At 68.2% G+C, this 15883-nt stretch carries 11 protein-coding genes, 1 tRNA gene and 3 pseudogenes; 12 read left to right on the forward strand and 3 right to left on the reverse strand.

Features of this window, described 5'->3' with window-relative positions; all coding sequences use genetic code 11:
- Positions 1-17 precede the first annotated feature (17 nt).
- Positions 18-752 carry a hypothetical protein gene (locus G4G29_RS03905; RefSeq protein ID WP_183151885.1) on the forward strand — a complete coding sequence of 245 codons (735 nt, stop codon included), beginning with the start codon at positions 18-20 and terminating at the stop codon, positions 750-752.
- Positions 753-815: 63 nt separating this feature from the next.
- Here the strand turns inward: G4G29_RS03905 and G4G29_RS03910 are convergent, their stop codons facing one another.
- Complete coding sequence (locus G4G29_RS03910; protein ID WP_183151886.1) at positions 816-1814, reverse strand: diacylglycerol kinase family protein; 999 nt, start codon at positions 1812-1814, stop codon at positions 816-818.
- Between the two features lie 82 nt (positions 1815-1896).
- Between G4G29_RS03910 and G4G29_RS03915 the strand changes: the two genes are divergently transcribed.
- Positions 1897-2427: an RNA polymerase sigma factor gene (locus G4G29_RS03915; protein WP_183151887.1), complete on the forward strand. Its 531-nt coding sequence runs from the start codon at positions 1897-1899 to the stop codon at positions 2425-2427.
- Between the two features lie 33 nt (positions 2428-2460).
- Here the strand turns inward: G4G29_RS03915 and G4G29_RS03920 are convergent, their stop codons facing one another.
- Complete coding sequence (locus tag G4G29_RS03920) at positions 2461-2841, reverse strand: nuclear transport factor 2 family protein (RefSeq protein WP_183151888.1); 381 nt, start codon at positions 2839-2841, stop codon at positions 2461-2463.
- 190 nt (positions 2842-3031) lie between these two features.
- Here G4G29_RS03920 and serS point away from each other — a divergent pair.
- The 9 genes and pseudogenes from serS to G4G29_RS03965 all read left to right on the forward strand — a co-directional run bounded on the left by serS (position 3032) and on the right by G4G29_RS03965 (position 12793).
- Positions 3032-4344, forward strand: a pseudogene (gene serS / locus G4G29_RS03925) (serine--tRNA ligase).
- Positions 4341-5162 (forward strand): HAD hydrolase family protein, encoded by an 822-nt coding sequence (locus tag G4G29_RS03930; protein WP_183151889.1) that lies wholly within the window; start codon positions 4341-4343, stop codon positions 5160-5162. The pseudogene serS and the gene G4G29_RS03930 overlap by 4 nt, the downstream one beginning before the upstream one ends.
- A 43-nt stretch (positions 5163-5205) precedes the next feature.
- Positions 5206-5290 (forward strand) — tRNA-Ser (locus G4G29_RS03935).
- Between the two features lie 50 nt (positions 5291-5340).
- Entirely contained in the window at positions 5341-6579 is a 1239-nt protein-coding gene (locus G4G29_RS03940) for an LCP family protein (RefSeq protein WP_183151890.1), read from the forward strand.
- Between the two features lie 63 nt (positions 6580-6642).
- Positions 6643-7646 (forward strand): annotated as a pseudogene (locus tag G4G29_RS03945) (LacI family DNA-binding transcriptional regulator).
- Positions 7647-7825: 179 nt separating this feature from the next.
- A pseudogene (locus G4G29_RS03950) lies at positions 7826-9455 on the forward strand (glycoside hydrolase family 13 protein).
- 51 nt (positions 9456-9506) lie between these two features.
- Positions 9507-10877 carry an extracellular solute-binding protein gene (locus tag G4G29_RS03955; RefSeq protein WP_183151891.1) on the forward strand — a complete coding sequence of 457 codons (1371 nt, stop codon included), beginning with the start codon at positions 9507-9509 and terminating at the stop codon, positions 10875-10877.
- 6 nt (positions 10878-10883) lie between these two features.
- Positions 10884-11849: a sugar ABC transporter permease gene (locus tag G4G29_RS03960; protein ID WP_183151892.1), complete on the forward strand. Its 966-nt coding sequence runs from the start codon at positions 10884-10886 to the stop codon at positions 11847-11849.
- Complete coding sequence (locus G4G29_RS03965; RefSeq protein WP_183151893.1) at positions 11846-12793, forward strand: carbohydrate ABC transporter permease; 948 nt, start codon at positions 11846-11848, stop codon at positions 12791-12793. The genes G4G29_RS03960 and G4G29_RS03965 overlap by 4 nt, the downstream gene beginning before the upstream one ends.
- A gap of 137 nt (positions 12794-12930) precedes the next feature.
- Here the strand turns inward: G4G29_RS03965 and G4G29_RS03970 are convergent, their stop codons facing one another.
- The gene (locus G4G29_RS03970; protein WP_183151894.1) at positions 12931-13512 is read right to left on the reverse strand and encodes a TetR/AcrR family transcriptional regulator; all 582 of its coding nucleotides are present in this window, start codon (positions 13510-13512) and stop codon (positions 12931-12933) included.
- A 94-nt stretch (positions 13513-13606) separates the two neighbouring features.
- Between G4G29_RS03970 and G4G29_RS03975 the strand changes: the two genes are divergently transcribed.
- Positions 13607-15880, forward strand: coding sequence for a glycoside hydrolase family 3 C-terminal domain-containing protein (locus G4G29_RS03975; RefSeq protein WP_183151895.1), 2274 nt, complete (start codon positions 13607-13609; stop codon positions 15878-15880).
- Positions 15881-15883 lie beyond the last annotated feature (3 nt).

Here is a 15883-nt window from a genome sequence, read left to right on the forward strand (position 1 = left end):
CCAGCTACCCTGTGAGCATGACCACAGCGCTTCGTCCCCTCGTCTCCGCCGTCGGCCTCATCGCGGCGGCGCTCCTCGTCGCGGGATGCACCAGCGGCCCGGGTTCTGAGACTCCGACGAGTTCGCCCGCCCCCAGCGCCGGTGGCGTGGATGCCGACGACCAGAACGACGTGGAGGGCACGCTGCTCGACGACGGACGCATGTTCGCGGTGATCACCTGGGGGTCGTCGACGTGCGTGCCGCAGGTCGATCAGGTGTCGGCCGAGGGCCAGACCGTCACGGTGACCCTCGTCGACCCCGACGGCGAGACGCCGCGGCCGTGCACGAAGGACATCGCGCCCCGGGCCAGCCTCGGAGCTCTGCCGGAAGGCGTCGATCCGAAGAACGACATCACCCTGAACGTGACCTACGGCGACATCACCGACGACGTCGACCTCGACGGCGACCCCGCAGCTGCGGGCACTCCGGGAACCCCGGGCGAATACCTCCCGTCCGCAGGGTGGTTCGACGACGGCGGCCTCGTACTGCTCACCTGGGGTTCCTCGTCATGCGTCCCGGTCGTGGAATCGCTCGAAGGGTCGGGCAACGCTGGCACCGTGACATTCGCGACCGACGAAGACCAGGTGTGCACGTTGGACATGGCGCCGCGCGCGACTCTGCTCGCCTTCGGCGACGACATGATCGAGGACGACGGTCCCTTCACGTTGACGCTGGTCGGCGGAGGCCTCGACGGCACGGTCGAGGTCCGTTGACTCGCTCGCAGTGACCCTCATCGCTGCGCGCGAACGTGGCAGGACCACCTGACGACGCGCGGGTCAGAGCATGTGCACGGGGTGACCGGGCGGCAGCGCCAGCAGCAGCGCGCCCGGATCGGCCCAGCAGGTGATGCGCACGGCCGCGCCGAACTCGTCTCCGTCGAGCTCGATCGGGACCGGGCCCGGTGCCGCCGCTTCGGCCGCGGTCCCGTGGAAGTAGTGCACCGACGCGTTCTTGCCCCGTCGCTCCAGCACGCGGCGTCCGGCGCGGAAGCGCCGCAGCACGGAGTTGTCCCACCAGATCTTGCGCCACACCGCGAACCAACCGAGCACCCCGGTGGGCTGGATCACGGCGATGTCGAGGGCGGCATCCGTGATCGAGGCATCCGGGATCAGCGCGATGCGCGCGGGAAGCGTGCCGCAGTTCGCGAAAAGGAGGCTGTACGCACGGTGCGTGTGCAGACGTCCGTCGTCGATCTGGTACACCGCGCGGAACGGCTTCGCACGCGGCAGTGATCGTGCGGCACCGTCGACATACGCGATCCAGCCGACCGACTTCTTCAGATCCGAGCGCGTGTTCGCGATCATGTCGGCATCCAGCCCCATGCCGGCCAGCACGACGAATGCGTGCTCCTCCTCGTCGCCGTCCTCGCGGGTCAGACGCGCCCAGCCGATGTCGATCGGATGGCGGAAGTCGCCGAGCGCGGCCCGGATCATCTCCGCCGGGTCACCCAGAGGCAGCCCGAGGTTGCGCGCCAACAGGTTCCCGGTTCCACTCGGCAGGATCGCGAGGGGCACCCCGGTGTTCGCGATCGCCTCCGACACCGCCCGCACCGTCCCGTCGCCACCGGCGACCAGCACGACATCGACACCGCGCGCGAGAGCCTGCGCCGTCGCGTCCTGCCCCGCATCCTCGACCGTCGTGGGGTAGAAGGCAGGATGCTCCCATCCGGCCTCACGCGACAGGTCGCGCACGGTGGCTCTCAGCTGCTTGCCGTCGACCTTGATGGGGTTGTAGATGAGCGCGGCCTGTCGCGGAACGGAGGCAGGCGTGGTCATGGCGCTACTCTAAACCGGGACGTGGTCGTGTCGCCCCATCCGGGTCGGGTGGCAGGGATGCGTCGCAGGAGGGAGCGGTCGGATGCCCGAGGATTCCGGCGCGGCGGCCCGAGGCGTGCTGTCGGAGCTGATCACGGCCGAACCCGACCGGCTCCGCCGCCGCAGCATCTCCCTCGGCGTTCCCGTGGATGACGCCGAGGATGCCGCACAGACCTCGCTGCTTCGCGCCTGGCGCTCGATCGCGCACCTGGAGACCCCGGAACCGGGACGCGTGTGCTCCTGGCTCGATGCCATCGCCCGCAACGTCGCCATCGATCTCGCCAGGCAACGCGCACGACGGCCGCAAGCCGTGCTCGAGGATGACACGGCGGGGGAGCAGGCGGGCGTCGATGCCGCAGTCGAGATCCGCGTGTTCCTCGACGGCGCTCTGGGTGCATTGCACGCCCTGCCGGAGACGGTCAGGGAGCCGCTGTTGTTGTCGGTGGTCGACGGACTCTCGGCCGAACAGATCGCGACGCGTCTCGGCATCGAACCCGCCGCTGCCAGGCAACGGATATCTCGCGGCCGCAAGGCGATGAAGGCGTGCCGCCGCTCGGGGATGGGCGAAAGCTGAGGGAGGCCGGCGGAGATCCGACCTCCCCGAGTTTCACGCGGTGCCGAAGGGATTGTCGACGACGTAGCGCCAGCCGTGCGTCTCGTCGTGCACCGCGACGTCGGCGGTCGTCCCCGCCAGCGAGACCGCAGACCCATCGGGGCCGGTGCCGGTGATGGTCCAGTCGGCGATCGCGAGTCCGGTGCCCGCGCTCTCGAAGACATGGCGCACCGTCATCGAGATCGGCAGTTCGAGTCCGAGGAACTGCGCGAGCGCACCGCGAACGGCTTCGGTGCCCGTCACCGGAGTGCCCGGTGCGGGGACGAAGACGACGTCGGGCGCGTTCAGGGCCATCAAGCCGTCGAGATCGCGAGCATTGAATCGCTCGGCGAAGGCGAGGTTCAGCTGATCCAGGGAGGTCACAGAAGTGGTCATGGATGTTCCTTCCGAGGTCGACCGTGCGCCGACCATCTCAGAGGAAGACGACGCAGCGGCGGAAGTGTGACATCCCCTTTCGGCCGGCACGTCTGCCATGCCCGCCCCGGCCGGTTCTTCGGCGCGAGACGGGATGCTCGGGCGGGGCGGGGCCGCTCGACGACCCGAGAGGGCACCGTAGACTTGGCAGATGATCGACCTCGCACTCCTCCGCGAAAACCCGGAGATCGTCCGCCGTTCGCAGGCTGCCCGTGGAAACGACCAGAGCACCGTCGACGTCGCACTCGAGGCCGATCGATCGCGCAGGGCCGCGCTCGCCGCCTTCGAAGAGCTGCGGGCCGAGCAGAACGCGTTCGGTAAGCAGTGGCGAAGGCTCCGAAGGACGAGAAGGCGGCACTCGTCGCGCAGGCGAAGGACCTCGCCGAGCGCGTCAAGCTGGCACAGCATGCCGCCAACGAAGCGGCGGAAGCGGCATCCGTCGCACTCGCCCGCATCGAGAACGTCGTGATCGACGGCGTCCCGGCGGGCGGCGAGGCCGACTTCGTCGAGCTGCGACGGGTCGGCGAGGTGCCGGCCTTCGACTTCGAACCCCGTGACCACCTGGAACTCGGCGAGCTCCTCGGTGCGATCGACATGGAGCGCGGGGCGAAGGTGTCTGGTGCGCGCTTCTACTTCCTGCGCGGCATCGGGGCGCGGCTCGAGATCGCGTTGATGAACCTCGCTCTCGACAAGGCCCTGCAGAACGGTTTCGTCCCACTGATCACCCCGACCCTCGTGCGTCCCGAGATCATGCAGGGAACCGGCTTCCTCGGCGAGCACGCCGACGAGGTCTACCACCTCGACAAGGACGACGACCTGTATCTGGTCGGCACCAGCGAGGTCGCGCTCGCCGGATACCACAAGGACGAGATCGTCGACCTGGCCGACGGTGCGCTCCGCTACGCGGGGTGGTCGACCTGCTACCGCCGTGAGGCCGGTTCGCACGGCAAGGACACCCGCGGCATCATCCGGGTGCACCAGTTCAACAAGCTGGAGATGTTCGTCTACACGACGGCCGAGGACGCCGAGGCCGAGCACCTGCGCCTCGTCGCGCTGCAGGAGGAGATGCTGACCTCTCTCGGTCTGGCCTACCGCGTGATCGACGTCGCGGCCGGAGACCTCGGCTCGAGCGCCGCCCGCAAATACGACATCGAGGCATGGGTCCCGACGCAGGGCGCCTTCCGCGAGCTCACGTCGACCTCGAACTGCACGACGTACCAGGCGCGCCGCCTCGACGTGCGGTATCGCCCGACCGTCGAGGCGGCCGACGCCGCAGCGCAGGGCGCGAAGACCCAGCACGTCGCCACACTCAACGGCACTCTCGCGACTACACGATGGATCGTGGCCCTGCTCGAGACGCACCAGCAGGCCGACGGTTCGGTCCGCGTCCCGGAGGTCCTGCGGCCGTACCTCGGGGGCCTCGACGTGATCCATCCGCTTGAGCAGGGGCGGGCCGCGCGGTGACGGAACCCTGGCTGGTCGGCCTCGACGTCGACGGCACCATCCTCCTCCAGGACGAGACGATGAGTCCCGGTGTGCCCGAGGCCGTCGCCCGGGTGCGCGACGCCGGGCATCTGGTTACGATCGCGACGGGGCGCAGCTGGATGGCCACGCGTCGGTACGTCGAAGAACTCGGTCTGCTGGCCGACTACGTGGTGTGCTCCAACGGCGCCGTCACGATGCGCAGAGACGGCGACGACTGGGAGCGGTGGAACGTCGAGACGTTCGACCCGACCCCCGTCCTGGGTCTGCTGCGCGATCGGCTTCCCGAAGCCCGCTACATGGTCGAGCTGGCGTCAGGGCAGCGGTTGTTCACGGAGCAGCTCGACGACTGGACCCTCGACGGCGGCCGACAGGTCGACTTCGAGGAGCTCGGAGCGTTGCCCGTCTCGCGCATCGTCGTGGTCTCGCCCGAGCACGACGAGGACGACTTCCACCGCCTGGTCGCGGATGCCGGTCTCAACGAGGTGTCGTACGCCATCGGGTGGACCGCGTGGTTGGACATCGCCCCGCAGGGCGTCGACAAGGGCACGGCTCTGGAGCAGGTGCGCCTCGAGCTCGGACTCGACCGCGGCCGCATCCTCGTCGCCGGCGACGGGCGCAACGACATCGGCATGTTCGGCTGGGCGCGATCGCTCGGAGGACGAGCCGTCGCGATGGGGCAGGCGCCGGACGAGGTCAAGGATGCCGCCAGCGAGGTCACCGCAGACGTCGAAGACGGAGGGCTGGCGCAGGCGCTCGACACGCTTCCAGCGCCCGCCCAGGTCAGCGCGGGAGAATAGAACTCGGCTAGACTCACGCCTTGTCGACGGATGCGTCCGTCGAGGAGGGTTGTCCGAGCGGCCGATGGAGCTGGTCTTGAAAACCAGTGGGCAGAGATGTCTCGTGGGTTCGAATCCCACACCCTCCGCATACTGAGCACGGTGACCCCGCACCGGTGCTGAATCCGAAAGGCCCTGAGTGAGCGAGAACACCCGACGCCGCCGCACCGTCGCGCGACATGGCCAGCTGGCCACGCCGGGTCCGATCAGCCAGCTGCTCAAGTTCATCGCGATCGGTCTGGCCGTCGTCCTCGTCAGCGGGCTGGGCGTGGGGGCCTACATCGCCTACGACCTCTCCAGCACGGTGTCGGCGAATGCCGTGGAGCTCGACGGCCAAGGTTCATTGCCGCCCGACATCGGCGAGTACGAGGGTGGCTTCAACCTCGTCCTCACGGGTGTCGACACCTGCGAGGAGAAGTACAAGGACCTCTTTGGCGACCGCTGCACCGGTGGCGATGCCGAGGGCACGCTGAACGACGTGAACCTGCTGGTGCACGTCTCGCAGGAGCCGCGACGGATCACGGTCGTCAGCTTTCCGCGCGACCTCATGATCCCGATCCCGGAGTGCACGGACGAGCAGGGCAACACCCACTCCGCGATGAGCAAGCAGCCGCTGAACACGGCCTACACGGACGGCGGACTCAACTGCGTCGTCCAGACGATCTCCGAGCTCACCGACCAGGAGGTGCAGTTCGCGGCCTCCGTGACCTTCGGTGGAGTGATCGAGATCACCAATGCGATCGGCGGCGTCGACGTCTGCCTCGCGAACCCGATCAAGGACCGCTACACCGGGCTCGACATGGCGGCGGGTACCCACACGGTCGAGGGTCTGCAGGCCCTGCAGTTCCTCCGCACGCGTCACGGTGTCGGCGACGGCAGCGACCTCGGGCGCATCGGCAACCAGCAGCAGTACATGTCGAGCCTCGCGCGCAAGATGATCAGCGGTGAGGTGCTCGGCAACGTGCCGGTCATGCTCAAGCTCGCCAACACCGCCCTGAGCAACCTCGAAGCCAGCACCTCCCTCGCGAACAACCCGATGACCCTCGTGCAGATCGCTCTCGCGGTGAAGTCGGTTCCGTTCGAGGACATCGTCTTCGTGCAGTATCCGACCGGGGCGGACTACTCCGACCCGAACAAGGTCGTTCCCGACTACGAGGCGGCAGACGCGCTCTGGGAGGCGATCGCCGCCAACGCGCAGCTGCAGATCACGCACGAGAACAACAGCAACGACGGCGTCGTCGTGCAGGAGCCGACGGAGCCGACCCAGGAGGCGACTCCCGACCCCTCGGCCACGCCGGACGACGTGGTGGCTCTGCCGGATTCCATCAAGGGCAACTCGGCTGCGCAGGCGACCTGTTCCAACGGCAACGTCCGGTGAGCGGAACCTTCTGACGCGCAACCCGCTTGCGCGTTCTTGCAAGATCTTGCGTAAGCTGACCGCATGTCGAAGCGACTCGCCGAGGTGGCACGCAAGGTCGGAGTGAGCGAGGCGACGGTCAGCCGTGTGCTCAACGACAAACCAGGGGTATCCGATGCCACGCGGCAGGCGGTGCTGACCGCTCTCGACGTGCTCGGCTACGAGCGTCCGTCGAAGCTGCGCGGTGAACGTGCACGCCTGGTCGGACTGGTGCTGCCGGAACTGCAGAATCCGATCTTCCCGGCGTTCGCCGAGATCGTCGGCGGCGCGCTCACGCAGAACGGGTACACGCCGCTGCTGTGCACGCAGAATGCGGGAGGGGTCACGGAGTCGGACTATGTCGACCTCCTGCTCGCGCAACAGGTGTCCGGTGTGATCTTCCTCGGGGGCAACTACACGCAGGCGGATGCCGCCCACGAGCACTACGAGCGGCTGCGCCAGGTGAATCTGCCGACCGTGCTCGTCAACGCGCGCGTGCCCGAGCTGCAGTTCGCGACCGTCTCGACCGACACACGGCGGCCGCGGAGCAGGCGGTGCTGCATGTGCATCAGCTCGGCCACCGCCGGATCGGGCTGCTGCTGGGGCCGGAAGATCATGTGCCCTCGCAGCGCAAGCTCGAGTCCGCCCGGCGGCTTCTCGAGCACCTCGGAGATCCGCTCTCCGAGGAGCTGGTGGTCCGCGGTCTCTACTCGCTGGAATCGGGTCAGGCGGGGGCCGCACGGCTCTTCGCGGCAGGGGCCACCGCGGTCGTGTGCGCGAGCGATCCCCTCGCTCTCGGCGCCGTACGCGCTGCCCGCCGCGCGGGGCTGTCCGTGCCGGGAGACGTCAGTATCGTCGGCTTCGACGACTCGGCCCTGATGAGCTGCACGGAGCCGCCGTTGACGACCGTGCGGCAGCCGATCGAGTCGATGGGGCGTGCGGTGATCGCGTTGCTGCTTGCGCAGATCGCGGGTACCTCGCAGCCGAGCGATGAACTGCTTTTCGAACCCGAGCTGGTGCTTCGCGCGTCGACGGGCCCGCTGGTCTGACCGGTCTTCTCGAGGCGGGCGCTTTCGTGCGCCCGCAAGCCATCGCAAAATTTCGATAACTTGTTTAGTTCTTGCAACAACCTCACGGAAAAGCTACATTCGACTCATCGCCATCGACGACGAGGAGTTCCGTGGACACCGATGTTCTGCGTTCTGCCGCACCGGCCCGCGCTCTGACCATGCCTGCGGGCGAGGGGTGGTGGCGCACGGCGGTGATCTACCAGGTGTATGTGCGCAGCTTCGCCGACGGCAACGGCGACGGCACGGGTGATCTGGCCGGGGTGCGCTCTCGCCTCCCGTACCTGAAGAGCCTCGGCGTCGACGCGCTCTGGTTCACTCCGTGGTATCGGAGCCCGCTCGCCGACGGCGGCTACGACGTCCAGGACTATCGGACGATCGACCCCCGCTTCGGGACGCTCGCCGAAGCGGAGCAGCTGATCGCCGAGGCCCTCGAGCTCGGCATCCGCACGATCGTCGATATCGTCCCCAACCACATCTCGGATCAGCACGAGTGGTTCCGGCAGGCGCTGTCCGCCGGGCCGGGCAGTGCGGAGCGGGAGCGCTTCTGGTTCCACCCCGGCCGAGGTGCCGACGGCGGAGAGATGCCGACGAACTGGGTATCCAGCTTCCAGGGCGAGACCTGGACGCGCACGCAGAACCCCGATGGGACGCCGGGGGAGTGGTACCTGCACCTGTTCACCCCGCAGCAGCCGGATCTGAACTGGAACCACCCCGACGTGCGCCGCGAGCACGAGGACGTGCTGCGCTTCTGGTTCGACCGCGGGGTCGCCGGTGTGCGCATCGACTCGGCGGCCTTGCCGGTCAAGGACCCGTCGCTGCCGGACCTGCCCCCGGCCTCGCTCCGACGGACGACCACCCGCACATCGACCGCGACGAACTGCACGACATCTATCGCGATTGGCGGGCGGTCGCCGACGAGTACGAGGGCGAGCGCGTGCTCGTCGGAGAGGTCTGGCTCGACGACGCGGAGCGCTTCGCGCGCTACCTGCGACCGGGCGAGATGCACACCGCCTTCAACTTCGGGTTCATGACCCAGCCGTGGAGCGCGCAGGCGATGCGCGACTCCATCACGCGCACGCTGGCCGAGCACGCTCCTGTCGGGGCTCCGGCCACCTGGGTCTTGTCGAACCACGACGTCACCCGACCGGTCACACGCTACGGACGGGCCGATTCCTCCTTCGCGTTCGAGAGCAAACGCTTCGGGACGGCGACCGATGCCGAGCGCGGGACGAGGCGGGCGCGCGCCGCGGCGCTGCTCGTCGCCGCGCTGCCCGGGAGCCTGTACATCTACCAGGGCGACGAACTCGGACTCCCCGAGGTCGAGCTCCCCTCGACGCGATCGAGGACCCGATGCACTTCCGCTCCGGCGGGGTCGACCCAGGGCGCGACGGATGCCGTGTGCCGCTGCCCTGGAGCGGGAACGCGAGTCCGTACGGCTTCGGCGGACACCCGTGGCTCCCCCAGCCGCAGAGTTGGGCGGGACTCACGGTCGAGGCGCAGGAGCGCGACCCCGACTCGACCCTCAACCTCTACCGGACGGCGATCACCCTGCGCCGCCGGACTGCCGACTTCAGCGGCAGCGACCTGGAGTGGCTGGAGCTCGGGGCCGACATCCTGGCGTTCCGTCGCGGTGACGGCACCGTGAGCATCACGAATCTCGGTTCCGTCCCTGTGCCCCTCCCCGCGCACCACGAGGTACTCCTCTCGAGCGCGCCCCTCGACGGCACGCTCCCTCCGGACGCCACCGCGTGGCTCGCCCTTCGCGCCGTTCCGGCGCGCTCCGCCTGAGCGGTCGACAGCCCTGCACCACCCGATCAGCACCACATGGAAGGACAGACGATGAAGTCACCAACGAAAGCCCTGGTCGCCGGCGTCGCGGTACTCGCGACGGTCGGCGCCCTGGCCGGATGCACCTCGAGCGGCAGCGATGACAGCGCCGACGGCAAGACGGAGCTGCGCGTCGCGACGTTCCCCCCTGGCGCCGACGCCGCGGCCTACGAGGCGTTCGCAGCGCAGGAGAAGCAGTTCGAGAAGGAGCACCCCGACATCGACATCATCGGTGTCGAATACGAGTGGGAGGGTCCTACCTTCGCCGTGCAGCTCGCGGGCGGCAGCCTGCCGGACGTCTTCACCGTGCCGTTCACCGACTCCAAGACGCTTCTCGAGAACGGGCAGCTGATGGACGTGACCGACGCGATCGAGGAGCTCGGCTACACCGACAAGTTCAACCCCATCATCCTCGACGGGGTCACCGGCTCCGACGGGAAGCTCTACGGCTTCCCCCGGCAGGCGTACGCGGCAGCGCTGCACTACAACCGCGACCTGTTCGAGCAGGCGGGCCTCGACCCCGACAATCCGCCGGAGACGTGGGACGAGATCCGCGAGGCGGCCAAGGCCATCACGGATGCCACGGGCAAGGCCGGATACGCGCAGATGGCGATCAACAACACCGGCGGATGGCAGCTCACCTCGCAGACGGTGGCGCGCGGTGGTCGCACGCAGACCGACAACGGCGACGGCACCGCCGAGTCGACCATCGACAACGACGCGACCAGGGCCACCCTGCAGTTCCTGCACGACGTCAAGTGGGAGGACGGCTCCTTCGGATCGAAGGTCGACCTCGACTGGGGCACCATCAACCAGGAGTTCGCCGCGGGCAACATCGGCATGTACACCTCGGGATCCGACATCTACACGGCCCTCGTGCGCGACTTCGGCATGGACTCCGAGATCTACGGCATGACGGTGGTGCCGATGGAGGGCGACGACCCCGGAACGCTCGGCGGCGGCGACATCGCGGTGATCAGCCCGACCGTCGATGAGACGACCAAGGCCGCGGCCGTGACCTGGATCGACTGGTACTACATGCAGAAGCTCATGGACGAGGACGCGGCCGCGCTCGACGCCAAGACGCTGAACGAGTCGGGTCAGGCCGTCGGCACCCCGCTGCTGCCGGTGCTCAGCCGCGAGCTGTACGACGAGTCGCAGAAGTGGATCGCCGACTACATCAACGTGCCGGTAGACCAGATGGCACCGTTCAGCGAACGTATCTGGGACCAGACGCCCGTGGGCGAGCCCAAGGTGAAGACCCAGGAGGTGTACGCGCTCCTCGACGCCGTCGTGCAGACCGTGCTGACCGATCAGGACGCCGACATCGACGCTCTGCTCGCCCAGGCGCAGACCGACGCGCAGGCGAAACTCGACGAGTAGCAGTCCATGACGATGACGCTCCCCGAGCAGCGGGCGGCGGTGGAGGACTCTCCGCCGCCCGCTGCGCGCCTTTCCCGCCGCCGCTCGCCCCTCACCTGGTTCCGCGGCGGCGGGCTCGCGAACCTCCTGTTCGTGCTTCCCATGCTGTTCGTGTTCGTGTTCTTCTCCTGGTCGCCGATCGTGCAGTCGGTGATCATGAGCCTGCAGAAGACGAACCTGATCGTCTCCGAATGGGTCGGCTTCGACAACTACCTCGCTGTGATCGGCGACCCTGAGTTGGGCCGCGCCGTGATCAACACGCTGTGGTTCGCGGTGCTCGCCCTGCTCTTCGGGTTCCCCTTGCCGTTGCTCATGGCCGTGCTCATGAGCGAGGTGCGCCGTGGCAAGGGGATCTACTCCGCGCTGGCCTACCTCCCCGTCGTGATCCCTCCGGTCGTGGCGGTGCTGCTGTGGAAGTTCTTCTACAGTGCGGACCCGTCCGGCGTGTTCAACACGGTGCTCGGGTTCGTCGGCATCCCGCCGCAACCCTGGATCCAGGATGCCGTTCAGGCCATGCCGTCCCTCGTGCTCGAAGCCACCTGGGCGGGGGCCGGCGGGTCGATCATCATCTACCTGGCCGCGCTCCTCGGCGTCCCGCCCGAGCTCTACGACGCGGCCGAGGTCGACGGTGCCGGCATCTGGAAGAAGGTCTGGCACGTCACGCTGCCGCAGCTGCGCGGCATCCTCTTCATCATGCTGATCCTGCAGGTCATCGCGACGGCGCAGGTCTTCCTGGAACCGTTCCTCTTCACCGGCGGCGGACCCGCCGGCGCGACCAAGACCGTGCTGCTGTACATCTACGACAAGGCCTTCCGGAACAGCTTGGGCGGCGACTACGGCGAGGCGACCGCCGTGTCGGTGCTGCTCGCGATCGTCCTCGCCCTCCTCTCCTGGCTGTACTTCAGGCTGACCGACCGTTGGAGCACGACGTGAGCCTCACCACCCGCCTCTCCACCCGTGCCGCGGAGAAGGCCGCCGAGAAGGCCGCCGACCGTGTCGGCGATCGCACCGTCATCTCGGACTCGGAGCGTCGGCGACCCGGCATCCGTATCGGGATGTCCGTCACGCACGTGTTCCTCGCCGTCGGGCTGGTGGTCGCCGGTCTCGGACCGATCCTGTGGCTCGCGAAGTCGGCCGTGACACCGACGCAGGACACCCTGCAGCAGCCTTTCGCGCTGTGGCCGAACGGCATCGACTGGGCGAACCTGTCGACGGCATGGAACGACATCCACATCGACCAGTACTTCCTGAACACGGTCGTGATCGCGCTCGGCGCCTGGTTCGTCCAGCTGTTCATCGCGACGACCGCAGGTTTCGCACTGTCGGTGCTGCGGCCGAAGTACGCGCCGGTGTTGAACGCGCTGGTGCTGGCGACCCTGTTCATCCCCGGCATCGTGCTCCTCGTGCCGTTGTATCTCACGATCGTGAATCCGCCGCTGCTCGGCGAGGTGAACCTGCTCAACAACTACCTCGCGGTCTGGCTGCCGATGGGCGCGAACGCGTTCAACATCCTGCTGGTCAAGCGCTTCTTCGATTCGCTGCCGCGTGAGGTGTTCGAAGCCGCGCGCACGGATGGCGCCGGTCCCTTCCGGCTGTTCTGGTCGATCGTGCTGCCGATGTCGAAGCCCATTCTCGGAGTGGTCTCGGTGTTCGCGATCATCGCCGCGTGGAAGGACTATCTGTGGCCCATGCTGGTGCTGCCGGACCCCGCGGTGCAGCCGCTGTCGGTGCGGCTACCGGCCGTGCAGTCGCAGACCGAGCTCGACGTGTTCCTGGCGGCGCTGGCGATCGCGACGTTGATCCCGATCGCGATGTTCCTGCTGTTCCAGTCGGTCTTCCTGCGGTCGGCGGGGCTCGGGGGTGCCGTGAAGGGGTAGTGGGCGACGCCGTTCCGTCCGCACGGATGTCGGGCGGGCGACCGGATGCAGGACCAGATCCCCGGCATTCGCCCGACATCCGGGCATCCGCCCGACAAGGGTCCCTCGGTGCGCCGGACGAGTGTGCCGGAGGGGCGCTAGGAGTCGTGCACCGCCGGGGGGAGCAGGGCGTCGATGAGGGCGGCCATGATGCCGGGCATGTCGACGGACGGGTCGATCATCCACTGCAGCTGGAGTCCGTCGGATGCGGCCTGGATGACGCGGGCGAGGGTGTCGGGGTCGAGGGCGGAGTGCTGCTCCTCTCCGGCGAAGTTGTCCGCGATGGACTCCCGCAGGCGTGCACTGCGGTCGAGGAAATACGGGTGGGCCGGATGCTCGGGGTCGGCCGCATCCACCGAGAGGCGGGAGAAGAGCGCGACGAGTCCCGGGACCTCGGTGTTATGGCGGATCACGTCGATGAACGCGGTTCTGGCTTCGGTGTCGCTGAGGCCGGCGGGGTCGAGGCCGTCGTGCTCGTCGCGCTTGCGGAGGACCTCGGTGAAGAGCTCCTCTTTCGAGCCGAAGTAATGCAGAAGGGCGGCAGGGGTGACGCCGACGACCTCGGCGATCTCCTTGAGGGAGGCGTTCTGGTAGCCCTTGCGCCCGATCACGTCGAGCGCGCTCTCCAGGATCTCCTCGCGTCGCGCGACACCCTTCGCGTATGAACCTCGTCGAGCCATGCTTCGACACTAATCCTGAATGACGTTTGAAATCTAATACTGAAGAGCATAAGGTTTTCGCAAGGACATCGACGTCGCCCGCGAAAGGAACACAATGACCGAGAACTCGGCTTCCGACCTCACGCTCGAGGAGAAGGCGTCGCTCACCAGCGGTGCGGACTTCTGGACCACGAAGGCCATCGACCGCGTGGGCATCCCCTCGGTGATGATGACGGATGGACCGCACGGCCTGCGCAAGCAGTCCGGCAGCTCCGACCACCTCGGCCTCGCCGACAGCGTCCCCGCGACGTGCTTTCCGCCGGCCGTCGGCATCGGCTCCTCCTTCGACCCGGAGATCATCGAGCGGGTGGGCGCCGCGATAGGGGTGGAGGCCGCGATCGAGAACGTCGCCGTCGTCCTCGGCCCGGGCATCAACATCAAGCGCTCGCCGCTGTGCGGTCGCAACTTCGAGTACTTCTCCGAGGACCCGATCGTGTCGGGCGTGCTCGGCGCCGCCTCGGTCCGAGGTGTGCAGTCGAAGGGCGTCGGCACTTCACTGAAGCACTTCGCCGCGAACAACCAGGAGTTCGACCGCATGCGCGCGAGCTCCGACGTCGACCCCCGCCCCCTGCGCGAGATCTACCTGCGCGGGTTCGAGCGGGTCGTGAAGGACGCCGCCCCGTGGACGGTCATGTGCTCGTACAACAAGCTCAATGGCGTGTGGACCTCGGAGGACCCGTGGCTGCTCACGAGCGTGCTGCGTGACGACTGGGGCTTCGGCGGCCTCGTCGTCTCGGACTGGGGCGCGGTGAACGACCGCGTCGCGGGTATCGCCGCCGGGCTCGACCTGGAGATGCCCGCATCGGGTGGACGCACGGATGCCCAGCTCGTCGCGGCCGTGCGCGCCGGGACGCTCGAGGAGAGCGTGCTCGACACAGCCGCCTCCCGGGCCATCGAGCTCGTGCGCAAGGCCGGCGCGCGTCCGGCTGTGGACGGACCGCTCGACGTCGATGCGCACCATGCGCTCGCCCGCGAGGCGGCCGGTCGGTCGATCGTGCTGCTGAAGAACGAGGGCGCGCTGCTGCCGCTCGCCCCCGAGCAGCGAATCGCCGTGATCGGCGCGTTCGCGACGGAGCCGCGCTTCCAAGGGGCGGGTTCATCGCTGATCAACCCCACCCGGGTCGACAAGGCCCTCGACGAGCTGCGCGCGGTCGGCGGAGACAACGTCAGCTACGCGGCAGGCTTCGCGGTCGAGGGCGGAGCCATCGCTGCCTCTGGACGGACTGCCGACGACCTTCGGGCCGAGGCGGTCGAGACCGCCGGTGCGGCGGACGTGGCGGTGCTCTTCCTCGGTCTCCCGGCGGCAGAGGAGTCGGAGGGGTTCGATCGTGAGCACATCGACCTTCCCGCGGAGCAGCTCGCCGTGCTGGATGCGGTGCTCGAGGTGAACCGACGCGTCGTGGTCGTGCTCTCCAACGGTGGCGTGGTGGCCCTGCCTTTCGCCGACCGTGTTCCGGCGATCGTCGAGGGCTGGTTGCTCGGACAAGCCGGGGGCAGCGCCGTCGCCGATGTGCTCTACGGCGCCGTCAACCCCTCCGGAAAGCTGACCGAGACCGTGCCCGTGCGTCTGGAGGACAACCCGTCCTTCGGCAACTTTCCCGGAGAGTTCGGCCACGTGCGCTACGGCGAGGGCCTGCTGGTCGGGTACCGGTGGTACGACGCGAAGGGCCTCGATGTGACCTTCCCGTTCGGCCACGGGCTGTCGTACACGAGCTTCGACTATGCGCCGGCGACCGTCGAAGTGGGCGCGAGCGGAGACATCGTCGTGGGGGTCGATGTCACGAACTCGGGCGATCGTGACGGGCGCGAGGTCGTGCAGGTATATGTGGCGCCGGAGCAGTCGATCGTGCAGCGTGCGCCGCGTGAGCTCAAGGCATTCGCCTCGGTCGCGCTCGCCGCGGGGGAGACCCGTACGGTCGAGCTGGTCGTGCGCCGGGAAGACCTCGCCTACTGGGACGTGCGTGTCGACCGGTGGATCGTCGAGGGCGGCACGTACGTCGTCGATGTGGCCGTATCGAGCCGTGACATCCGGTCGACATCGACCGTCGACCTCGCCGGCGACGAGGTGCGTCAGGAACTCACCATGAACTCTTCGGTGGGCGATCTCATGGCGCATCCGGTCGCGGGGCCCATCGTGCAGCAGGCGCTCGGCGGTCTGATGGGCGGGCAGGCCGGCGATGCGGCGGCGGCGTCGATGATGCCGAATGACGAAGCAATGGAGAAGATGATGGCCTCGTTCCCGATCGGTCGACTCGCCGGGTTCCCTGGCCTGCCTGTGACCTTCGAGCAGATCGAGCAGCTGATCGCGTCGGCAAACGCGGAGGGATAAGTT

Origin of the sequence: Microbacterium sp. Se63.02b (assembly GCF_014171575.1) — a bacterium.
Classification (GTDB): Bacteria; Actinomycetota; Actinomycetes; order Actinomycetales; family Microbacteriaceae; genus Microbacterium.

Excerpts from the sequence above, each read along its gene's own strand:
- G4G29_RS03905 (WP_183151885.1), top strand. The coding sequence starts at position 18 with ATGACCACAGCGCTTCGTCCCCTCGTCTCCGCCGTCGGCCTCATCGCG.
- G4G29_RS03920 (WP_183151888.1), bottom strand. The coding sequence starts at position 2,841 with ATGACCACTTCTGTGACCTCCCTGGATCAGCTGAACCTCGCCTTCGCC.
- G4G29_RS03975 (WP_183151895.1), top strand. The coding sequence starts at position 13,607 with ATGACCGAGAACTCGGCTTCCGACCTCACGCTCGAGGAGAAGGCGTCG.
- G4G29_RS03915 (WP_183151887.1), top strand. The coding sequence starts at position 1,897 with ATGCCCGAGGATTCCGGCGCGGCGGCCCGAGGCGTGCTGTCGGAGCTG.
- G4G29_RS03910 (WP_183151886.1), bottom strand. The coding sequence starts at position 1,814 with ATGACCACGCCTGCCTCCGTTCCGCGACAGGCCGCGCTCATCTACAAC.
- G4G29_RS03955 (WP_183151891.1), top strand. The coding sequence starts at position 9,507 with ATGAAGTCACCAACGAAAGCCCTGGTCGCCGGCGTCGCGGTACTCGCG.
- G4G29_RS03970 (WP_183151894.1), bottom strand. The coding sequence starts at position 13,512 with ATGGCTCGACGAGGTTCATACGCGAAGGGTGTCGCGCGACGCGAGGAG.
- G4G29_RS03960 (WP_183151892.1), top strand. The coding sequence starts at position 10,884 with ATGACGATGACGCTCCCCGAGCAGCGGGCGGCGGTGGAGGACTCTCCG.